Here is an 18,409-nt window from a genome sequence, read left to right as displayed (position 1 = left end):
AGACAGCGAGCCGCGACCGGCGCGCACGGTGGGGCCAGTAGCTGAGCGGGCCGCGCCCGAGCCACTTTCCGACTGCCTCCCGAGACGCGCTGAAGCCACAGTGATTACCCAACCACACGCGATCTCCGGAGCCGCCTCCGGTAAAATGCTCTTTTGCCCTCAGCTCTTCAGTCGCACGCAACGTGGCCCATCAACTCCTGAACGACACTTTCCTGCGCGCGCTGCTGCGCCAGCCCACCGACTACACGCCGATCTGGCTGATGCGGCAGGCGGGCCGCTATCTGCCGGAATACAACGCCACGCGCGGCCGCGCGGGCAGTTTCCTCGGTCTCGCGAAGAACCCGGCTTTCGCAACGGAAGTCACGTTGCAGCCGCTCGATCGCTATCCGCTCGACGCCGCGATCCTGTTCTCCGACATCCTGACCGTGCCCGACGCGATGGGTCTCGGCCTCGATTTCGTCAACGGCGAGGGGCCGAAATTTGCCCGTCCGGTGCGCACCGAAGACGACGTCGCGCGACTCGCGGTGCCCGACATCGACGCGACTCTGCGCTACGTGACCGACGCCGTGCGTGAAATCCGCTCGGCGCTGAAAGACGCGCAAGGACGCCAGCGTGTGCCTCTGATCGGCTTCTCAGGCAGTCCATGGACGCTCGCGTGCTACATGGTCGAAGGCGGCGGCTCGGCGGACTTTCGCACGGTCAAATCGATGCTCTATGCGCGTCCTGACCTGCTACAGCGGATTCTCGAGGTCAACGCGCGCTCGGTCGCGGCGTACCTGAACGCGCAGATCGACGCCGGCGCACAAGCGGTGATGATTTTCGACACATGGGGCGGAGCGCTCGCCGACGGCATCTATCAGCGCTTCTCGCTGCGCTACATCGAGCAGGTGGTCAGTCAGCTGAAGCGCGAGCACGACGGCGAAAAAGTGCCGGTGATCGCCTTCACGAAGGGCGGCGGGCTGTGGCTCGACGACATCGCCGCGAGCGGCGTCGATGCGGTGGGCCTCGACTGGACCGTGAACCTCGGCCGCGCGCGCGAACGTGTCGGCGGCAAGGTGGCGCTTCAGGGCAACATCGATCCGTCGGTGCTGTTTGCGCCGCCTGCCGCGATCCGCATGGAAGCGCGTGCGGTGCTCGACAGCTTTGGCAATCACCCCGGCCACGTCTTCAATCTCGGTCACGGCATTTCGCAGTTCACGCCGCCGGAGCATGTTGCCGAACTGGTCGACGAAGTGCATCGCCACAGCCGCGCTATTCGTAGTGGTGCACATACCCCCGCGTAACACTGTAATCGTTACCGTTTCTTGTTGCGTCGCAGCGAATTGGGCTCTCGGCCTAAGGACCGTAGTTCCGCGAAGAGGCCGTCAGATGGTGGTCTTACGAAAGTCAAGAGTCGACTTATGCACACTTCGCACGCTGCGGCGCGGTAGAGGGTTTAATCGTGCCCCGACCCTTGCACATACTCGGCGCATTTGATCTAAGCCTTGTCGGGCAAGGGTTTGCGGGGAGCGCGACGAAATGTGCGGAAGCCCACACAAGGCCGTCGCGACGCCGTTTGCGGCCCGTCGCAGCCAAGTTCTCAACAAAGTTATCCACAGGGCCGCGAGCCGAGCGCAATTGTTCAGTCGAATCCAAAACTTAGCGGTGAAATTAAGGTTTTACTTTAACTTCGACGGCTCAGCGGCCTCCGCGACCTACCCCGCGTCGCGGTTTGGCCTCATGTTGACTCCATCTCCGCACCCCGTCGCGTGAGCGAAATCTTCGTCCGCGTCGCGCTCGACCATCCGCTGCCGACCCTGTTCGACTACCGCTGCGACGCGTCCGAGGCGGCTGTCGTGGGTACGCTCGTCAGCGTTCCGTTCGGCAAGCGGCACGTGGTGGGGCTCGTCTGCGAAGTGGCCGCTCACAGCGACGTGCCGGCCGAGCGCCTGCGTGATGTGGATAAGGTGTGCAGCGCGTGTCCGCCGGTATCGGCGCATTGGCTCGCGCTAGCCGCTTTCGCCGCGGACTACTATCAACGCGGTCTCGGCGAAGTGGCGCTGCCCGCGTTGCCGCAGGCGCTGCGCGACGCGTCGCGCTGGTCGCGGCTGTTCGCGCCGGAGGAGCGCTATCGGCTGACGGCCGAGGGCCGCACGGCATTGCCCGACGCTCTGCCGGCCCGCGCGAGCGCGCTCAGGGCGCTCGCGCAAGCACTCGCGCAAGCCGACTTCCTGCTCGCCGCCGACGCCCGCGCGCTGCATCCGAAGGCGCTGTCGACACTCGACACCTGGCGGAGCGCGGGCTGGGTGACGCTCGACGTGATCGACGCCGCCGCGCTGCCCGCCACCGCGTCGCTGCCGGACGCTCCCGCGCCGGCCCTGCCGACGCTCACCGACGAACAGGCCGGCGCCGTCGAAGCGATCCGCGATGCCGACGGCTTCGCGCCGTTCCTGCTGCACGGCGTAACGGGCAGCGGCAAGACCGAGGTGTATTTGCGTGCGCTCGCAGGGATTCTTGCCGCGAAGCCGGACGCGCAAGCGCTCGTGCTGGTGCCCGAAATCAACCTGACGCCGCAGTTCGAGGCGGCGTTCCGCGCGCGCTTCGCCGCGCTCGATGCCAGCGCAATCGTCACGCTGCATAGCGGCCTCGCCGAAGGCGAGCGAGCTCGCAACTGGTTTGCCGCGCACACCGGCCGAGCGCGCATCGTGCTCGGCACGCGGCTCGCGGTGCTGGCGTCGCTGCCGCAACTGGCGATCATCGTCGTCGACGAGGAGCACGATCCGGCCTACAAGCAACAGGAAGGCTTGCGCTATTCGGCGCGCGATCTCGCGATCTATCGGGCGAAACAGCTTGGCGTGCCGGTCGTGCTCGGCTCGGCGACGCCGTCGCTCGAAAGCTGGTGGCAGGCCGACCAGGGGCGCTACAAGCGGCTCACGCTGTCGCGCCGGGCAGTCGCCGATGCTGTATTGCCGACCGTGCGCCTCATCGATCTGGAAGACGAGCGCCGGCGCGGGCGGGCGTCGCTCGAAGGCTTGTCGGGACCGTTGATCGCCGCCATGAAGGCACGGCTCGAACGCGGCGAGCAGAGCCTCGTGTTCCTGAACCGTCGTGGCTACGCGCCGCAACTCGCGTGCGACGCGTGCGGCTGGGTGGCCGGTTGTCCGCGCTGCAGCGCCTACGTCGTGCTGCACAAGCCCGAGCGCGCGCTGCGCTGCCATCACTGCGGCTGGGAGTCGCGGATCCCGCGCTCGTGCCCGGAATGCGGCAACGTCGATATCGCACCGCTCGGGCGCGGCACGCAGCGCGTCGAGGAGACGCTTGCGAGCGCGGTGCCGGGCGCCCGGGTGCTGCGTATCGATGCCGACAGCACGCGCCGCAAGGGCAGTGCGCAGGCCCTGTTCTCGGACGTGCACGCGGGCGAGGTCGATATTCTGGTCGGCACGCAGATGATCGCGAAGGGACACGATTTCCAGCGCGTGTCGCTGGTTGGCGTGCTGAACGCCGATACCGCGCTGTTTTCGCACGATTTCCGCGCGAGCGAGCGCCTGTTCGCGCAGCTGATGCAGGTCAGCGGCCGCGCGGGCCGCGCCGGTCTGCCGGGCGAAGTACTGGTGCAGACGCGCTATCCAAGCCACGCGCTGTATCACGCGCTGGGCCGCCACGACTACGTCGGCTTCGCCAATGCGACGCTCGCCGAGCGACGCGACGCGCACCTGCCGCCATTCGTCTACCAGGCGTTGCTGCGCGCCGAAGGCCGCACGCTCGATGCGGCGCTCGCGTTTCTGCAGCAGGCCGCCGCCGAGCTTGCGCAGATTCCAGCCGCCGAGCGCGTCACGGTCTACGACGCGGTGCCGCTGACGATCGTCAAGGTGATGCACGTGCATCGCGCGCAGTTGCTGATCGAAAGCGCGTCGCGCGCGGCGCTGCAGGCTACGCTGCGCGCGTGGCAGCCACTATTGCGCGCGCTCAAGGGCGTATTGCGCTGGAATCTCGAAGTCGATCCGCTCGACATCTGACGCCACGGGCGAGTTTACGCTCGCCATACTTCTTTCAGTCATATCCATAGAGCGAATGATCGTTTCGCTTTGCGATCGCACGCGCCTATAGTCGGCAAATCGGCGCATTCTGCGGCTAAACGACAATAACTTCGCGCCGATGCCACTCAACTTCTCGGGGCATCTGCAATGAGCGACACCCATCACACCGTGCCGGCGGGCGCCGCGCCCGGGCAGGGGCAAGGTACACAAGACGCGCAAACCGCACGAGGCAGCGGCTTTTCGCTGACCGAAGACTGGCTCGCCGCAGGCGTCGGCCTGCTCGTGATCGTGATTGCGTGGGCGCTGTTCGCGTCGGGCAGCAGCATCAAGTGGCTCGCGGTCGCGCCGGCCAAATGGACGAGCGTCGGGCAGGCCGCGCAGGACATCGGCAAGCATCTGCCCAACTACGTCGCGCTATTCGCGACATTCGCGGTGCTGTTCGGCGCCAGCGTCGCTCTGCTCAGGCAGCGCGTCGGCGCGTTTCTCGCCGCGTTCGTCGTCGTGTTCGTTTCATCCGCGCTGATCCTGACGCTCGGCGCGTGGGTCGACGCGTCGAAGTACAACCTCGAGCCGCCGCTCGTCGCGCTCGCGCTCGGGCTGGTCGTGTCGAACCTGTTCACGCTGCCGGAATGGCTCGCGGCGGGGCTGCGCGTCGAGTTTTACATCAAGGTCGGCATCGTGCTGCTCGGCGCCACGCTGCCGTTCACGCTGCTCGTGTGGGCCGGCCCGGTGGCAGTCGTACAGGCGAGCATCGTGTCGTTGGTGACGTTCTTCGTGATTTTCCTCGTGGCGCGCGCGTTCGGACTCGATCGACGCTTCGCCGCCGTGCTCGGCGTCGGTGGCGCGGTGTGCGGTGTGTCGGCGGCGATCGCGATTGCCGGCGCGGTACGGGCGAAGCGCGAGCAGGCGTCGGTCGCGATCACGCTGGTCGTGCTGTGGGCAATCGTGATGATCTTCGTGCTGCCGTTCGTGTCGCGCTCGCTCGGACTGCCGACGGCGGTCGCCGGCGCATGGATCGGCACCTCCGAATTCGCCGACGCCGCCGGCATCGCCGCCGCCCAGGCTTACGGCGATTTCGCGCGACACGCGGGCGGCGCAATCGCCGGCGCGCCGGAAGCGTCGTTGCAGGCCTTCACGCTGATGAAGGTGGTCGGCCGCGACATCTGGATCGGCACCTGGGCGTTCGTGCTCGCCATCGTCGCGACGACGCGCTGGGAAGCGCAGGACAGCGGCGTCGCCGCGCGCGCGAATGCCGGCGAGATCTGGGCGCGTTTCCCGAAGTTCGTGATTGGTTTTGTGATTGCTTCGGCGTTGGTCACGTGGATCGCAAGCCATTATTCGCTCGCCGATTACCGCAAGGTCGTCACGCCGGAGTTCGTCGCACCGATCACCGTGCTGCGCACGTGGGCGTTCACCTTCTGCTTCCTGAGCATCGGTCTGACGACACGCTTCCGCTCGCTGGCCGCGACGGGTCTGAAGCCGTTCCTCGCGTTCACGGCGGGTGTCGTGGTCAATATCGCGATCGGCTATGCGCTGTCCGCGCACGTGTTCGCGTCGTACTGGAACAGCCTCGGATGACGCCCGTGAAGATCTCGATGGATCGCATCGCCGGCCTGTACTTAGGCGCGCTAGAGCGCAGCAGCGCGGCAGGTGCGCCGTGCTGCGCGGCATGCCGGCATCGCGTGAGCGAACGGGATGCGCTCGAGCAGCGCATTCCAGGGCTCGCCACGTTCAGTTCGGGGTTCGGCGCGAGCGTCGCTGATAGCCGGCTGTGTCGTCAGCACGACCAGTTGGTGTCTCCTGGCGACGTTTGTGCAAGGTTCGAGCCGGTTGCGCCGCCGCTCGGTCCACGCTGACCCCAAAGCGATTCTTAGGCGCAACCCCGGCGCGCCAACCTTCCCCCCGCCGAATCCAGTCGCACGTTCGCACATCTCTGCGCGCATCCGGCATCACGAGCCACCGCGCGCGCTCTCCTGAACTCAGTCGTTCAACGCATTTCGCGTATTGGCCGCCGATTCACGCGAGGCCGCGCTCGCACGCTTGCGCTCCTCTTCGCGCCGGCCCGAGCCGCCAGTCGCGCCTCGAATGAAAAACACGGCACAGGCCGCGCACATCGCCCAGATGCCCAGTATTACCAGCCACTTTTCCATCACACCAACCCTCGGAAACCCCGTTTATTTTTTCTGCGTGCCCCGAAAATCGATGTTTCGGGCCGCCCGTCGCCGTGCTTCTGTATATCGGCGCGCGAAGTCGTTTGATAAGGCTTATTTCAAAAAGAATCACGCCAGGGAAAGTACCGATCGCAAATGCACCGGTGCGGCTGCCGCCCGGCGGCCTGAAAGCCGCGCCCGCTAAGGCTCCTGGCGGGGTGCAACCAACGCGCCGGTTTGGTTGCACCTTTTTATTTGGAGGCGTACGATTCGCCCAACTTTTAGTCTTTCGCCAGGCTCGCGCCCGGTATCAAAGAAGGAAACATGGCTAGCACCACTCTTGGCGTCAAGGTCGACGACCTCCTGCGTTCCCGGCTCAAAGATGCCGCCACTCGCCTCGAGCGCACCCCGCACTGGTTGATCAAGCAGGCGATTTTCGCCTACCTCGAAAAGATCGAGCACGGCCAGTTGCCGGCCGAACTGTCGGGCGCGACCGGCACGGCCGATCTCGCGGACGGCGCGGCGGTCGAGAACGAGGAAGACGGCGCATCGCATCCGTTCCTCGATTTCGCGCAGAACGTGCAACCGCAGTCAGTGCTGCGCGCGGCGATCACCGCCGCATATCGCCGCCCTGAACCCGAGTGCGTGCCGTTCCTGCTCGGCCAGGCGCGTCTGCCGGCCAACCTCGCCGGCGACGTGCAGGCGATGGCCGGCAAGCTCGTCGAAACGCTGCGCTCGAAGAGCAAGGGCGGCGGCGTCGAAGGGCTGATTCATGAATTTTCGCTGTCGAGCCAGGAAGGCGTCGCGCTGATGTGCCTCGCCGAGGCACTGCTGCGCATTCCCGACCGCGCGACGCGCGACGCGCTGATTCGCGACAAGATCAGCAAGGGCGACTGGAAATCGCATGTCGGCCAGGCGCCTTCGCTGTTCGTCAACGCGGCGACCTGGGGGCTGATGATCACCGGCAAGCTGGTGACGACCAACAGCGAGACGAGCCTGTCGTCGGCGCTCACGCGCCTGATCGGCAAGGGCGGCGAGCCGCTGATCCGCAAGGGCGTCGACATGGCGATGCGCCTGATGGGCGAGCAGTTCGTCACCGGCGAGAACATTTCCGAAGCGCTTGCGAACAGCCGCAAGTACGAGGCGCGCGGTTTCCGCTATTCGTACGACATGCTCGGTGAAGCAGCCACCACCGAGGCCGACGCGCAGCGCTACTACGCATCGTACGAGCAGGCGATCCACGCGATCGGCAAGGCCGCCGGCGGCCGCGGCATTTACGAGGGCCCCGGCATCTCGATCAAACTGTCGGCGCTGCATCCGCGCTATTCGCGCGCGCAGCAGGAACGCACGATGAGCGAATTGCTGCCGCGTGTGCGCTCGCTCGCGATCCTTGCGCGCCGCTACGACATCGGCCTCAATATCGACGCCGAAGAGGCCGACCGCCTCGAGCTGTCGCTCGATCTGCTCGAAGCGCTCTGCTTCGATCCGGATCTGCAAGGCTGGAACGGTATCGGCTTCGTCGTGCAGGGGTATCAGAAACGCTGCCCGTTCGTGATCGACTACATCGTCGATCTCGCGCGCCGCAGCCGTCACCGAATCATGGTGCGGCTCGTGAAGGGCGCGTACTGGGATACGGAAATCAAGCGCGCGCAGGTCGACGGCCTCGAAGGCTATCCGGTCTATACGCGCAAGGTCTACACCGACGTGTCCTACCTCGCCTGCGCGAAAAAGCTGCTCGGCGCGCCCGATGCCGTCTATCCGCAATTCGCGACGCACAACGCGCATACGCTGGCGGCGATCTATCACCTCGCGGGCAACAACTACTACCCCGGCCAATACGAGTTCCAGTGCCTGCACGGCATGGGTGAGCCGCTGTACGAAGAAGTCACCGGCCGCGACAAGCTGAACCGCCCATGCCGCGTTTACGCGCCGGTCGGCACTCATGAGACGCTGCTCGCGTACCTCGTGCGCCGGCTGCTCGAGAACGGTGCGAACACGTCATTCGTGAATCGCATCGCCGACGAATCCGTCGCGATCAAGGATCTGGTCGCCGATCCGGTCGAGGAAGCATCGAGGATCGTGCCGCTCGGCGCGCCGCACGCGCGCATTCCGTTGCCGCGCAATCTGTACGGCGCGGAGCGGCTCAATTCGATGGGCCTCGATCTGTCGAACGAACATCGGCTCGCGTCGCTGTCCTCGGCGCTGCTCGCGAGCGCGCATCATCCGTGGCGCGCCGCGCCGATGCTCGAAGACAACGAGATCGCCGTCGGCGCTGGGCGCGATGTGCGCAACCCGGCCGATCAGCGTGATCTCGTCGGCACGGTCGTCGAAGCGACGGCGGAGCACGTGAGCGCCGCGCTCGGCCATGCGGTGGCCGCCGCGCCGATCTGGCAGGCGACGCCGGTCGAGGCGCGCGCCGATTGCCTCGCGCGTGCCGCCGATCTGCTCGAAGCGCAGATGCACACGCTGATGGGCCTCGTGGTGCGCGAAGCGGGCAAATCGCTTGCCAACGCGGTCGCGGAAATCCGCGAGGCGATCGACTTCCTGCGCTACTACTCGACGCAGATCCGCGACGAGTTTTCGAACGACACGCATCGGCCGCTCGGTCCGGTGGTCTGTATCAGCCCGTGGAATTTCCCGCTGGCGATTTTCATGGGCCAGGTGGCCGCCGCGCTCGCGGCCGGCAACACGGTGCTCGCCAAGCCGGCCGAGCAGACGCCGCTGATCGCCGCTCAGGCCGTGCGGATTCTGCGGGAAGCGGGCGTGCCCGCGGGCGCGGTGCAGCTGTTGCCGGGCAATGGCGAGACGGTCGGCGCCGCGCTGGTCGCCGATCCGCGCACGCGTGCGGTGATGTTCACCGGCTCGACCGAAGTCGCGCGTCTGATCAACAAGACGCTGTCCGGCCGACTCGATCCCGACGGCAAGCCGATTCCGCTGATCGCCGAAACCGGCGGCCAGAACGCGATGATCGTCGACTCGTCGGCGCTCGCCGAGCAGGTCGTCGCCGACGTGCTGCAATCGTCTTTCGACTCCGCCGGTCAACGGTGTTCCGCGTTGCGCGTTCTTTGTTTGCAGGACGATGTCGCGGACCGCACGCTCGAAATGCTGACGGGCGCGATGCGCGAGCTTGCGCTCGGCAACCCGGACCGGCTGTCGACCGACGTCGGTCCGGTGATCGACCTCGACGCGAAGCGCGGCATCGACGCGCACATCGCGGCGATGCGCGACAAGGGCCGCAAGGTCGAGCAACTGGCGCTGCCGGAAGGCGCGACGCAAGGCACTTTCGTGCCGCCGACGCTGATCGAGCTCGACAGCATCGACGAGTTGAAGCGCGAAGTGTTCGGTCCGGTGCTGCACGTGGTGCGCTATCGCCGCAGCCAGCTCGACAAGCTGCTCGAACAGATTCGTGCGACGGGTTACGGTTTGACGCTCGGCATCCACACGCGCATCGACGAAACGATCGCGCACGTGATCAGCCGCGCACACGTGGGCAACATCTACGTGAACCGCAACGTGATCGGCGCGGTGGTGGGTGTGCAGCCGTTCGGCGGCGAAGGGCTGTCGGGTACGGGGCCGAAGGCCGGCGGCGCGCTGTATCTGCAGCGTCTGCTGGCGACGCGTCCGGCAGGTCTGCCGAAGTCGCTAGCGCAGGCGCTGGTGGTCGAAGTACCGCAGGCCGCAGAAAAGGGCGACAATCCGGCGGCCGCGCTGACCGCGTTGCGCGACTGGCTGATCGCCGAGCGCGAGCCGCAGCTGGCCGCGCGTTGCGACGGCTATCTGTCGCATGTGCCGGCGGGCGCGACCGCGGTATTGTCGGGGCCGACCGGCGAGCGCAATACGTACACGCTGGGTCCGCGTGGCACGGTGCTGTGCATCGCATCGACGGCGAGCGGCGCGCGCGTGCAGTTCGCGGCGGCGCTGGCTACGGGAAATCGTGCGCTGTTCGAAGGCGCGGCCGGTGAACAATTGGTCGCGCAACTGCCCGCGTCGCTGAAGGCGCACGCGAGCGTGAAGAAGAACGCCGACGCGCCGTTCGACGCCGTGCTGTTCGAAGGCGACAGCGATGAGCTGCTCGCACTCGTGAAGGAGGTCGCGAAGCGCGCGGGGCCGATCGTGTCGGTGCAGGGCGTCGCGGCCCGTGCGCTCGCGAGCGGCGAAGAAGACTACGCGCTCGAGCGTCTGCTCACGGAGCGCTCGGTCAGCGTGAATACCGCGGCGGCAGGCGGCAATGCGAATTTGATGACGATCGGCTGAGCGAACCTCGACGATTTCTTCAATAGAAAGGAAGCGGCACGGCGACCCCGACACCGCTTCATCCACACCTGGTATCAAGGAGAAGCTATGCAACACAAAATGAAACAGCTGGCAGGCGCAGCTCTGGTTGCCGCAATGTCGCTGGCGGGGACGGCCAACGCTCAATCGACGGAAGACGTGAAGATCGGTTTTGCCGGTCCTATGACGGGCGCACAGGCGCACTACGGCAAGGACTTCCAGAACGGCATCGTGCTCGCGGTCGAGGAGTTCAACGCGACGAAGCCGGTGATCGGCGGCAAGCAGGTTCACATCGTGCTCGACTCGGCCGACGACCAGGCCGACCCGCGCACCGGCACGACTGTCGCGCAGAAGCTCGTGGATGACGGCATCAAGGGCATGCTCGGCCACTTCAACTCGGGCACGACGATTCCGGCCTCGCGCATCTACGCGAACGCGGGTATCCCGCAGATCGCGATGGCGACCGCACCGGAATACACGCAGCAGGGCTTCAAGACGACGTTCCGCATGATGACGTCCGACACGCAACAAGGCTCGGTCGCCGGCACGTTCGCGGTGAAGAACCTCGGCATGAAGAAGATCGCGATCGTCGACGATCGCACCGCTTACGGCCAGGGTCTTGCGGATCAGTTCGAGAAGGCTGCGAAGGCGGCTGGCGCAACGATCGTCGATCGTGAATACACGAACGACAAGGCAGTCGACTTCAAGTCGATCCTGACCAAGCTGAAGTCGACGAGCCCTGATCTGATCTACTACGGCGGCGCGGATTCGCAAGCGGCACCGATGGTCAAGCAGATGAAGCAGCTCGGCGTGAAGGCGCCGCTGATGGGCGGCGAAATGGTTCACACGCCGACCTTCATCAAGCTCGCCGGCGACGCGGCGAATGGCACGGTGGCTTCGCTCGCCGGTCTGCCGCTCGAAGAAATGCCGGGCGGCAAGGCGTACGTCGAGAAGTACAAGGCGCGCTTCAACGAGGACGTGCAAACGTACTCGCCGTACGCGTTCGATGGCGCGATGGCGATGTTCACCGCGATGAAGACCGCGAACTCGACCGATCCGGCCAAGTACCTGCCGGTGCTCGCGAAGACGTCGAAGCCGGCCGTCACGACGGCCGATCTCGCGTACGACGCGCGCGGCGATCTGAAGAACGGCGGTATCACGCTGTACAAGGTCGTCGACGGCAAGTGGACGACGCTGCAAAGCGTGGGCGGCAAGTAAGTTTTTGCCGACTACGTCTGGTGACGAAAAAACCCCGCTTCGGCGGGGTTTTTCATGGGCGGCGCATTTGACGCGCCGTCGGGTCACGCGGTTATTTTCACTCTCCGCGCATCTTCTTCCCCTGCTCGCGAATCATCTCGAGCGTCGCCGCGGGCGTGCTCGCTTCCTGCGGCATGCGAATCTCGATCAATGCCGGCAGCTGCGATTCGATCGCGCGCTGCAACGCCGGTAGAAAATCCCCAGTACGTTCAACGGTTTCGCCATGTGCGCCGAACGATCGCGCGAATGCCGCGAAGTCCGGATTCGTGAGACCGGTGCCGTGCACGCGATGCGGATAGTGCCGCTCCTGGTGCATGCGGATCGTGCCGAAATGGCTGTTGTTGACGACGATGAACAGCACGCGCAGGTCGTACTGCATCGCTGTCGCGAGCTCCTGCGCGGCCATCATGAAGCAGCCGTCGCCGGCGAGCGCGACTACCGCGCGTTGCGGATACAGCGACTTCGCCGCGAGCGCCGCCGGCACGCCGTAGCCCATCGCGCCGCTCGTCGGCGCGAGCTGCGAGCGGAAGTGTCGATACGAGAAATGCCGATGCAGCCACGTCGCGTAATTGCCCGCGCCGTTCGTGAGGATCGCGTCGTCGGGCAAGTGCGCGCGCAACTGCTGGATCACTTCGCCCATCTGCACGTCGCCGGGAATCGGGCGCGGCTTGCGCCATTCCAGATACGCGCGATGCGCTGCTTCAGCTGCACCCGCCCAGGCGAGCTTGCCGGAAGACGACGGCTTCAGCTCCGCGAGCATCGCCGCAAGCTCAGGCATGCCGGAGACGATCGGCAGATCGGCCGCATAGACGCGACCGAGTTCTTCCGCGCCCTGATGCACGTGCACCAGCGTTTGCTTCGTCTTCGGGATGTCGAGCAGCGTGTAGCCGTTGGTCGTCGCTTCGCCGAGGCGTGGACCGAGCGTGAGCAGCAAGTCGGCGTCGCGAATGCGCTGCGCGAGCGCGGGATTGATGCCGAGGCCGACGTCGCCCGCGTAGTTCGGATGCTCGTTGTCGAGGGTGTCCTGGAAGCGGAATGCGAGGCCGATGGGCAACTGCCAGTTTTCGATGAAGCGCCGCAGGTCCGCGCAAGCAGCCGCTGTCCAGCCGCTGCCGCCGGCGATCACCATCGGCCGTTGCGCGCCTTCGAGCAACTCGCCCAGCTTCTCGATCTGCGCGGCCGACGGCGACGCCGCCACGCGGTGATAAGCGGGCGCGCCGGGCACCGCGTCGCAGGCCTCGCTCAGCACGTCTTCGGGCAGCGCCAGCACGACCGGCCCCGGCCGCCCCGAGGTGGCCGTATGAAACGCATGGCTCAGATATTCGGGGATGCGCTTCGGGTCGTCGATCTGCGCGACCCACTTCGCCATCTGACCGAACATGCGCCGGTAGTCGATCTCCTGAAACGCTTCGCGATCGAGATGCTCGCGCGCGCATTGGCCGATCAGCAGGATCATCGGCGTCGAGTCCTGAAACGCGGTGTGCACGCCGATCGACGCATGCGTCGCGCCCGGCCCGCGGGTGACGAGCGCGACACCCGGCCGGCCGGTCAGCTTGCCGACCGCTTCGGCCATGTTCGCGGCCGCGGCTTCGTGACGGCAGACGATCGTCTGGATGCGCCCGGTTTCGTCATGCAGCGAATCGAGCACGGCGAGAAAGCTTTCGCCGGGAACGCAGAACACGCGCTCGACGCCATGCGTGAGCAACGCGTCGACGACGAGGCGCGCGCCGGTCGTGCGTGCCGCATCGGAAGCGGGCGCGGAATCGGAAGCGGAATTGGCAGCGGGAGCATTCGGCAGCGACATTGCGAAAAAGCCTCCTGGCAGTGCATGAGTGCGTTGGGATGGAGCCGCATCGACCGAAGATGCAATCGCGGCCGATGGGCGCTTCGACAGCTTACGCCGAGCACGTGGGCGCTGTCATGGCGCAGCGCAACTGTTTGATCGGCGGATGCGCAATGCGATCGCCCAATTAAAAAACGCGGACCACAGGGCCCGCGTTTTTCCGAACAGATCGCATGCAATCCAATGCCGCGCTCAACGACTCAACACTCGACGATATTCACCGCGAGGCCGCCGCGCGACGTTTCCTTGTACTTGGTCTTCATGTCCGCGCCGGTTTCGCGCATCGTCTTGATCACCGAATCGAGCGACACGTAGTGACTGCCGTCGCCGCGCAACGCCATGCGCGCGGCGTTGACCGCCTTCACCGAGGCCATCGCATTGCGTTCGATGCACGGAATCTGCACCATCCCGCCGACCGGATCGCAGGTGAGTCCGAGGTTGTGCTCCATGCCGATTTCGGCGGCGTTCTCGACCTGCTTAGGCGTGCCGCCCATCACGGCGGCGAGCGCGCCCGCGGCCATCGAGCACGCGACGCCCACTTCGCCCTGACAGCCCACTTCGGCGCCGGAGATCGACGCGTTCAGCTTGTACAGGATGCCGATCGCGGCGGCCGTCATCAGGAAATCGATCACGCCCTGCTCGTTCGCGCCCGGCATGAAGCGCGTGTAGTAATGCAGCACCGCCGGAATGATGCCGGCCGCGCCATTGGTCGGCGCGGTCACGACGCGGCCGCCCGCGGCGTTCTCTTCGTTGACGGCGATCGCGTACAGGTTGATCCAGTCCACCATCGACAGCGGATCCTGCAACGCGCGCTCAGGGTTGCCGGTCAGCGCGCGATACAACTGCGGCGCGCGCCGCTTCACCTGGAACGGCCCGGGCAGGTGACCGTCGGCATCGGGATTGTTGATGCCGCACCCGCGCGCGACGCACGATTGCATCACGTCCCAGATCTTCAGCAGACCCGTGCGCGTTTCTTCCTCGCTGTGCCAGACGCGTTCGTTTTCCCACATCAGCTGCGCGATGCTCTTGCCGCTCGACGCGCACAGCGCGAGCAATTCGTTGCCGGTGCGAAACGAATGCGGAAGCTGATCGACAGCGCTCAACACTTTCGTGTTCGGCGCGCCGGCCGTCACGACGAAGCCGCCGCCGACCGACAGATAGGTCGACTCGCGCAGCGTCGCGCCCGGCGCATCGAACGCGAAGAGCTTCAGGCCGTTGGGATGCTCGGGCAGCGCCTGGCGATAAAACGCGATGTGCTCCTTCTGCACGAACGGTACGTCGTGAGTGCCGAGCAGCGCGAGTTTGCGCGACGTGCGCACCGCTTCGAGCCGCTGCGCGATCGTTTCGGGATTGACGGTGTCGGGCGCATCGCCCATCAGGCCGAGCATCACGCCGCGATCGGTGCCGTGCCCCTTGCCGGTCGCGCCGAGCGAGCCGTACAGCTCCGCTTTCACCGATGCGGTGGAATCGAGCAGCCCGTCGCGCTCGAGCCCCTGGACGAACATCAGTGCCGCGCGCATCGGCCCGACCGTATGCGAACTCGACGGACCAATGCCGATTTTGAAGAGATCGAAGACGCTGACTGCCATGTACTGCTCCCTGCCTATAGATAAGAGTTTAGCGCGCCGGCAGCGGTAAACACACGGCGAGCCATGCGGGCGGCGTCGGTGCGAGCTTCAGCGCGACTGGCGTAAAGCGTCCGTCGAGACGCGCCGCCAGGTGAAACAGTTCCGTCGCGTTCTTCGGATCCCACTGACCCGAATAGCCGGGCATGCCGGCCTCGCGACGTTTTGCATCGAACGCGACGTTCGAATGCACGAATTCCTCATGCGTCTGGCCGCCGGTAGCAAACGGCACCAGCCAGTTCAGCGCGGCGAGCAGCGTCGCGCCGTTCGCGCCCTTCTCCTGCAGCCAGTTGCGGTTGTGCCGGCGCGCGGCGAGCGCGGCCGTCACCAGCGGTTGCAGATCGTAGGTCACGTAGTGCAGCGCATCGCGCTCGCCGAAGTCGACCGTCGAGCCGTCCGGCGCGATGTTGTCGCCGATGTGCTCGACGAACAGCCGCTGCGCGGCGTTGATCATCTTGCGGTTGTCGAGCGTGAACGCGGCCATCGCGATCAGCTTGATCCGGTGGCTTTGCCAGTTGTTACGGAACGTGCCCGAGAGCGGCCGCGGTTGCGCGTCGATCTGCGCGATGTAGCCGTTCGCGAATTTCGTCAGAAAGGCCATCGCGGCGTTCCGCGTCTTGACGGGCAGCGCGCTCGCGGTCATGTCGTACGCGAGGATCAGCCCTTCGAAGCGCGTTTCGTCGATCGGATTGAAGCTCGGTTGATAGGTCGTGACCCATGCATACAGCAGACGGTCGACGAGCTTCAGGAAGCGGTCGTCGCTGGTCGCGCGCCACGCGAGTGCGGCGTCGCGCAGCAGGTCGAGATCTTTCTCCGCTTCGACGCTCTGGTCGTAGATGTCCTCGTGCGGCAGCGTGCCCTCGGTGTGCAGTTTCGCGAGCGCATGCGGCTGCTCGTTCAGATGCGCCTGCACGTTGGCGACGAGCGCCTTGACGCCGGGATCGGCATTGGTGCGCTCGCTCGTTTGCAGCGCGGGCGCCGCGCAGAAATTCATCGCGGCCTGCGCGTGCGACGAGAGTATTGCGAAGCTCGTTAGAATCGATGCCGCCGCGATCCGGCCGGCGAACCTCCGCGTCGGCTCCGTTGACAGGGCCACGCGGGATTTGAGGATTCGCGCCGCTTGCACTCTTCGACACTCCTTCAATGGGCGGATTCGGGGTGTGATATTAACGGTTCTTGTGCCGCAACGGTCGTGACAGGGAAGTGACATTTTGGTTCGCCCGTTCGCTCTGCCATCCGGATGGCTGCCCCGGACCTCTCCAATCGACGAATTGGACCCACTTAGGGCGTCAGTTTGACGCCTGGCAATCCGCAAACCTAGCCGATACTTTGCGCTGATGCAAATGTTTGCGTGTCAACTGTTGGCCCGTGCGTTCGTGTTCCACCGGGGATGAAGACGGCGGGTAGGCGTGAGCCAGGGACCAAGATGGATCTACATATCAATCAAGCACGAAGTCACTGCAGTCTGAAGGATGCTATCTATAAAGGCGACATCTTTCTCGAAACACAACTGAAGACGGCGCAGCAACTGAGTGAGCTTGCGAAACACAGCATTGCCCAGGTACTGGGGCAGGACACCGATCCGCATCTAATTCACACGCTGATGCCTGTGAAGGAGTTCGTGCAGGTTGTCTCGCGCATCAAAGGGCAGTTCACCAACAGCCCGCAAGCGAAAGAGATCATCCGGGATTTCATCGTCGAGCTGGGCGAGAAGCCCGCGGATTATCTGTTCGACGTGCCGCGGCTGCGCGTCGTGCCGCACTACGACTATCTGCACGCGGGCGTGAGCTACGCGTACAAGCCCCATCGCGATACGTGGTACGGCTCCGTGCAATGCCAGCTCAACACCTGGATGCCCGTGTTCGGTGTAACGCCCGACACGACCATGAGCATCAACCCCGAATATTTTAGCGTGCCTGTCGAGAACTCGTCGGTCGATTGGCATCTCGCCGACTGGATCAACAACGAACGCTGGAAGGCTTCGCAGACACTGGATGAGGAAACGCGCGTTCATCCGGTGCCGCTGGAAGGCATCAACACGTCGAACGAACTGCGCATCGGTCTGAACGGCGGTGAAATGATCGTGTTCTCCGGCGCGCACCTGCACGGCACCGTGCCGAACCGTAGCGGAAAGACGCGCTTTAGCACTGATTTCCGTCTCATGCATGTCGAGGATCTGAAGGCGGGCCGAGGCGCGATCAACGTTGACAACGGCTGCCCGGACCCCGAGGCCGGCTTCAAAGACTATTTTTACGCTGATAGCTTCAACCGTTTTCAGGAGGTACTCGCATGACCAAGCGCCGACTTACCGAGGCCGAGAAGGCGTTCGCAGCCAAGCGCGCCGATGTGCTGGACCGCGTCGACGCCGCTTATGTGGCCAGCGCACCGTTCGTGTTTGCTGACCGGATCACAGTCACGGCAGCGCTGTCGCGTATCGAGCTGTTCAAGAAGGTCATGGACATTCCCGGCGCGATCATCGAATGCGGCGTGTACAAGGCCAATTCGCTGATGCTCTATATGCATCTGTCGACCATTCTGGAACCCTACGCGATAAATCGCTCGATCGTCGGTTTCGATACGTTCTCCGGTTTCACGGGCATCGATCCCGAGCACGATCCAGGCGACATCAACACGTCGATGTTCGCGGACACCGATATGTCGCTGATCGAGCAGATGATCGAGGCGAACGATCTTGTCCGTCCAGTCAATCGCATTCCGCGCTGTGAACTCGTCAAGGGCGATATCGCGAAAACGGCGCCGGAGTTCGTCAAGACCCGTCCGGATCTGGTGGTCGCCATGCTGATTCTGGACACCGACCTGTACGAATCGACGAAGGTCGCGCTGGAAACGTTCCTGCCTTACATGCCGAAGGGCGCGATCGTCGTTCTGGATGAAGTGGCCTATCGGAACTTCCCGGGCGAAACGAAGGCGCTGCGTGAAGTGCTCGATCTGAACAAGATCGAACTCAAGCGTTTGCCGTTCGACGCCGCCGCGGGCTATTTCCGCGTCTAAAACCGGCTCTGCCATCATGCGACGCGCGACGGCCAGGTCTGGCGCGCGTGGTCGCGCATCGCGATCAGGCTGGCTGCGGCGGCGCGGGCGGACCTTGACGGCCGCCTTGCGGGCGCGCTTGTAGGGTCGTCACGCAGAAGAAGGGACGCGAAAGCGGGGCGGCCGAAGCAAAACGGCCGCCGTCTCGCACGATGGCGAAAGCAGCGGCCGTTCAGGAGCAGAGCGCCTCGTGGG

The 18,409-nt window shown here is 65.2% G+C and carries 12 protein-coding genes; 9 read left to right on the top strand and 3 right to left on the bottom strand.

Annotated features, from left to right (window positions below):
• Nucleotides 1–182 precede the first annotated feature (182 nt).
• The 7 genes from hemE to L0U84_RS19390 all read left to right on the top strand — a co-directional run bounded on the left by hemE (nucleotide 183) and on the right by L0U84_RS19390 (nucleotide 11,656).
• The gene (hemE, locus tag L0U84_RS19420; protein ID WP_233851793.1) at nucleotides 183–1,283 is read left to right on the top strand and encodes a uroporphyrinogen decarboxylase; all 1,101 of its coding nucleotides are present in this window, start codon (nucleotides 183–185) and stop codon (nucleotides 1,281–1,283) included.
• A gap of 465 nt (nucleotides 1,284–1,748) precedes the next feature.
• Nucleotides 1,749–3,995: a primosomal protein N' gene (locus L0U84_RS19415; RefSeq protein WP_233851791.1), complete on the top strand. Its 2,247-nt coding sequence runs from the start codon at nucleotides 1,749–1,751 to the stop codon at nucleotides 3,993–3,995.
• A 168-nt stretch (nucleotides 3,996–4,163) separates the two neighbouring features.
• Nucleotides 4,164–5,594, top strand: a complete 1,431-nt coding sequence (locus tag L0U84_RS19410; protein ID WP_233851790.1) for a YeiH family protein — start codon at nucleotides 4,164–4,166, stop codon at nucleotides 5,592–5,594.
• 17 nt (nucleotides 5,595–5,611) lie between these two features.
• Nucleotides 5,612–5,872 carry a hypothetical protein gene (locus tag L0U84_RS19405; RefSeq protein WP_233851789.1) on the top strand — a complete coding sequence of 87 codons (261 nt, stop codon included), beginning with the start codon at nucleotides 5,612–5,614 and terminating at the stop codon, nucleotides 5,870–5,872.
• Between the two features lie 229 nt (nucleotides 5,873–6,101).
• Entirely contained in the window at nucleotides 6,102–6,371 is a 270-nt protein-coding gene (locus L0U84_RS19400) for a hypothetical protein (protein ID WP_233852085.1), read from the top strand.
• Nucleotides 6,372–6,490: 119 nt separating this feature from the next.
• Complete coding sequence (gene putA, locus L0U84_RS19395) at nucleotides 6,491–10,420, top strand: trifunctional transcriptional regulator/proline dehydrogenase/L-glutamate gamma-semialdehyde dehydrogenase (protein ID WP_233851788.1); 3,930 nt, start codon at nucleotides 6,491–6,493, stop codon at nucleotides 10,418–10,420.
• Between the two features lie 87 nt (nucleotides 10,421–10,507).
• Nucleotides 10,508–11,656, top strand: a complete 1,149-nt coding sequence (locus tag L0U84_RS19390; protein WP_233851787.1) for a branched-chain amino acid ABC transporter substrate-binding protein — start codon at nucleotides 10,508–10,510, stop codon at nucleotides 11,654–11,656.
• Nucleotides 11,657–11,753: 97 nt separating this feature from the next.
• Here the strand turns inward: L0U84_RS19390 and L0U84_RS19385 are convergent, their stop codons facing one another.
• From L0U84_RS19385 to L0U84_RS19375, 3 genes are all read right to left on the bottom strand, one after another.
• The gene (locus L0U84_RS19385) at nucleotides 11,754–13,499 is read right to left on the bottom strand and encodes a thiamine pyrophosphate-binding protein (protein ID WP_233851786.1); all 1,746 of its coding nucleotides are present in this window, start codon (nucleotides 13,497–13,499) and stop codon (nucleotides 11,754–11,756) included.
• A 239-nt stretch (nucleotides 13,500–13,738) separates the two neighbouring features.
• Nucleotides 13,739–15,127: an L-serine ammonia-lyase gene (locus L0U84_RS19380; protein WP_233851785.1), complete on the bottom strand. Its 1,389-nt coding sequence runs from the start codon at nucleotides 15,125–15,127 to the stop codon at nucleotides 13,739–13,741.
• 28 nt (nucleotides 15,128–15,155) lie between these two features.
• Nucleotides 15,156–16,157 carry an alginate lyase family protein gene (locus L0U84_RS19375; RefSeq protein ID WP_233851784.1) on the bottom strand — a complete coding sequence of 334 codons (1,002 nt, stop codon included), beginning with the start codon at nucleotides 16,155–16,157 and terminating at the stop codon, nucleotides 15,156–15,158.
• A 432-nt stretch (nucleotides 16,158–16,589) separates the two neighbouring features.
• On the opposite strand from L0U84_RS19375, the gene L0U84_RS19370 reads away from it, so the two are divergent.
• Both L0U84_RS19370 and L0U84_RS19365 read left to right on the top strand, forming a co-directional pair.
• Entirely contained in the window at nucleotides 16,590–17,456 is an 867-nt protein-coding gene (locus tag L0U84_RS19370) for a hypothetical protein (RefSeq protein WP_233851783.1), read from the top strand.
• On the top strand, nucleotides 17,453–18,175 hold the full coding sequence (locus L0U84_RS19365) for a TylF/MycF family methyltransferase (RefSeq protein WP_233851782.1): 723 nt from the start codon (nucleotides 17,453–17,455) through the stop codon (nucleotides 18,173–18,175). Before L0U84_RS19370 ends, L0U84_RS19365 begins: the two co-directional genes overlap by 4 nt.
• Nucleotides 18,176–18,409: the final 234 nt, after the last annotated feature.

Origin of the sequence: Paraburkholderia sp. HD33-4, from assembly GCF_021390635.1 — a bacterium.
Classification (GTDB): domain Bacteria; phylum Pseudomonadota; class Gammaproteobacteria; order Burkholderiales; family Burkholderiaceae; genus Paraburkholderia.
Note: the sequence above shows the minus strand (reverse complement) of the source record. Positions and strands in the feature narration are given on the sequence as shown.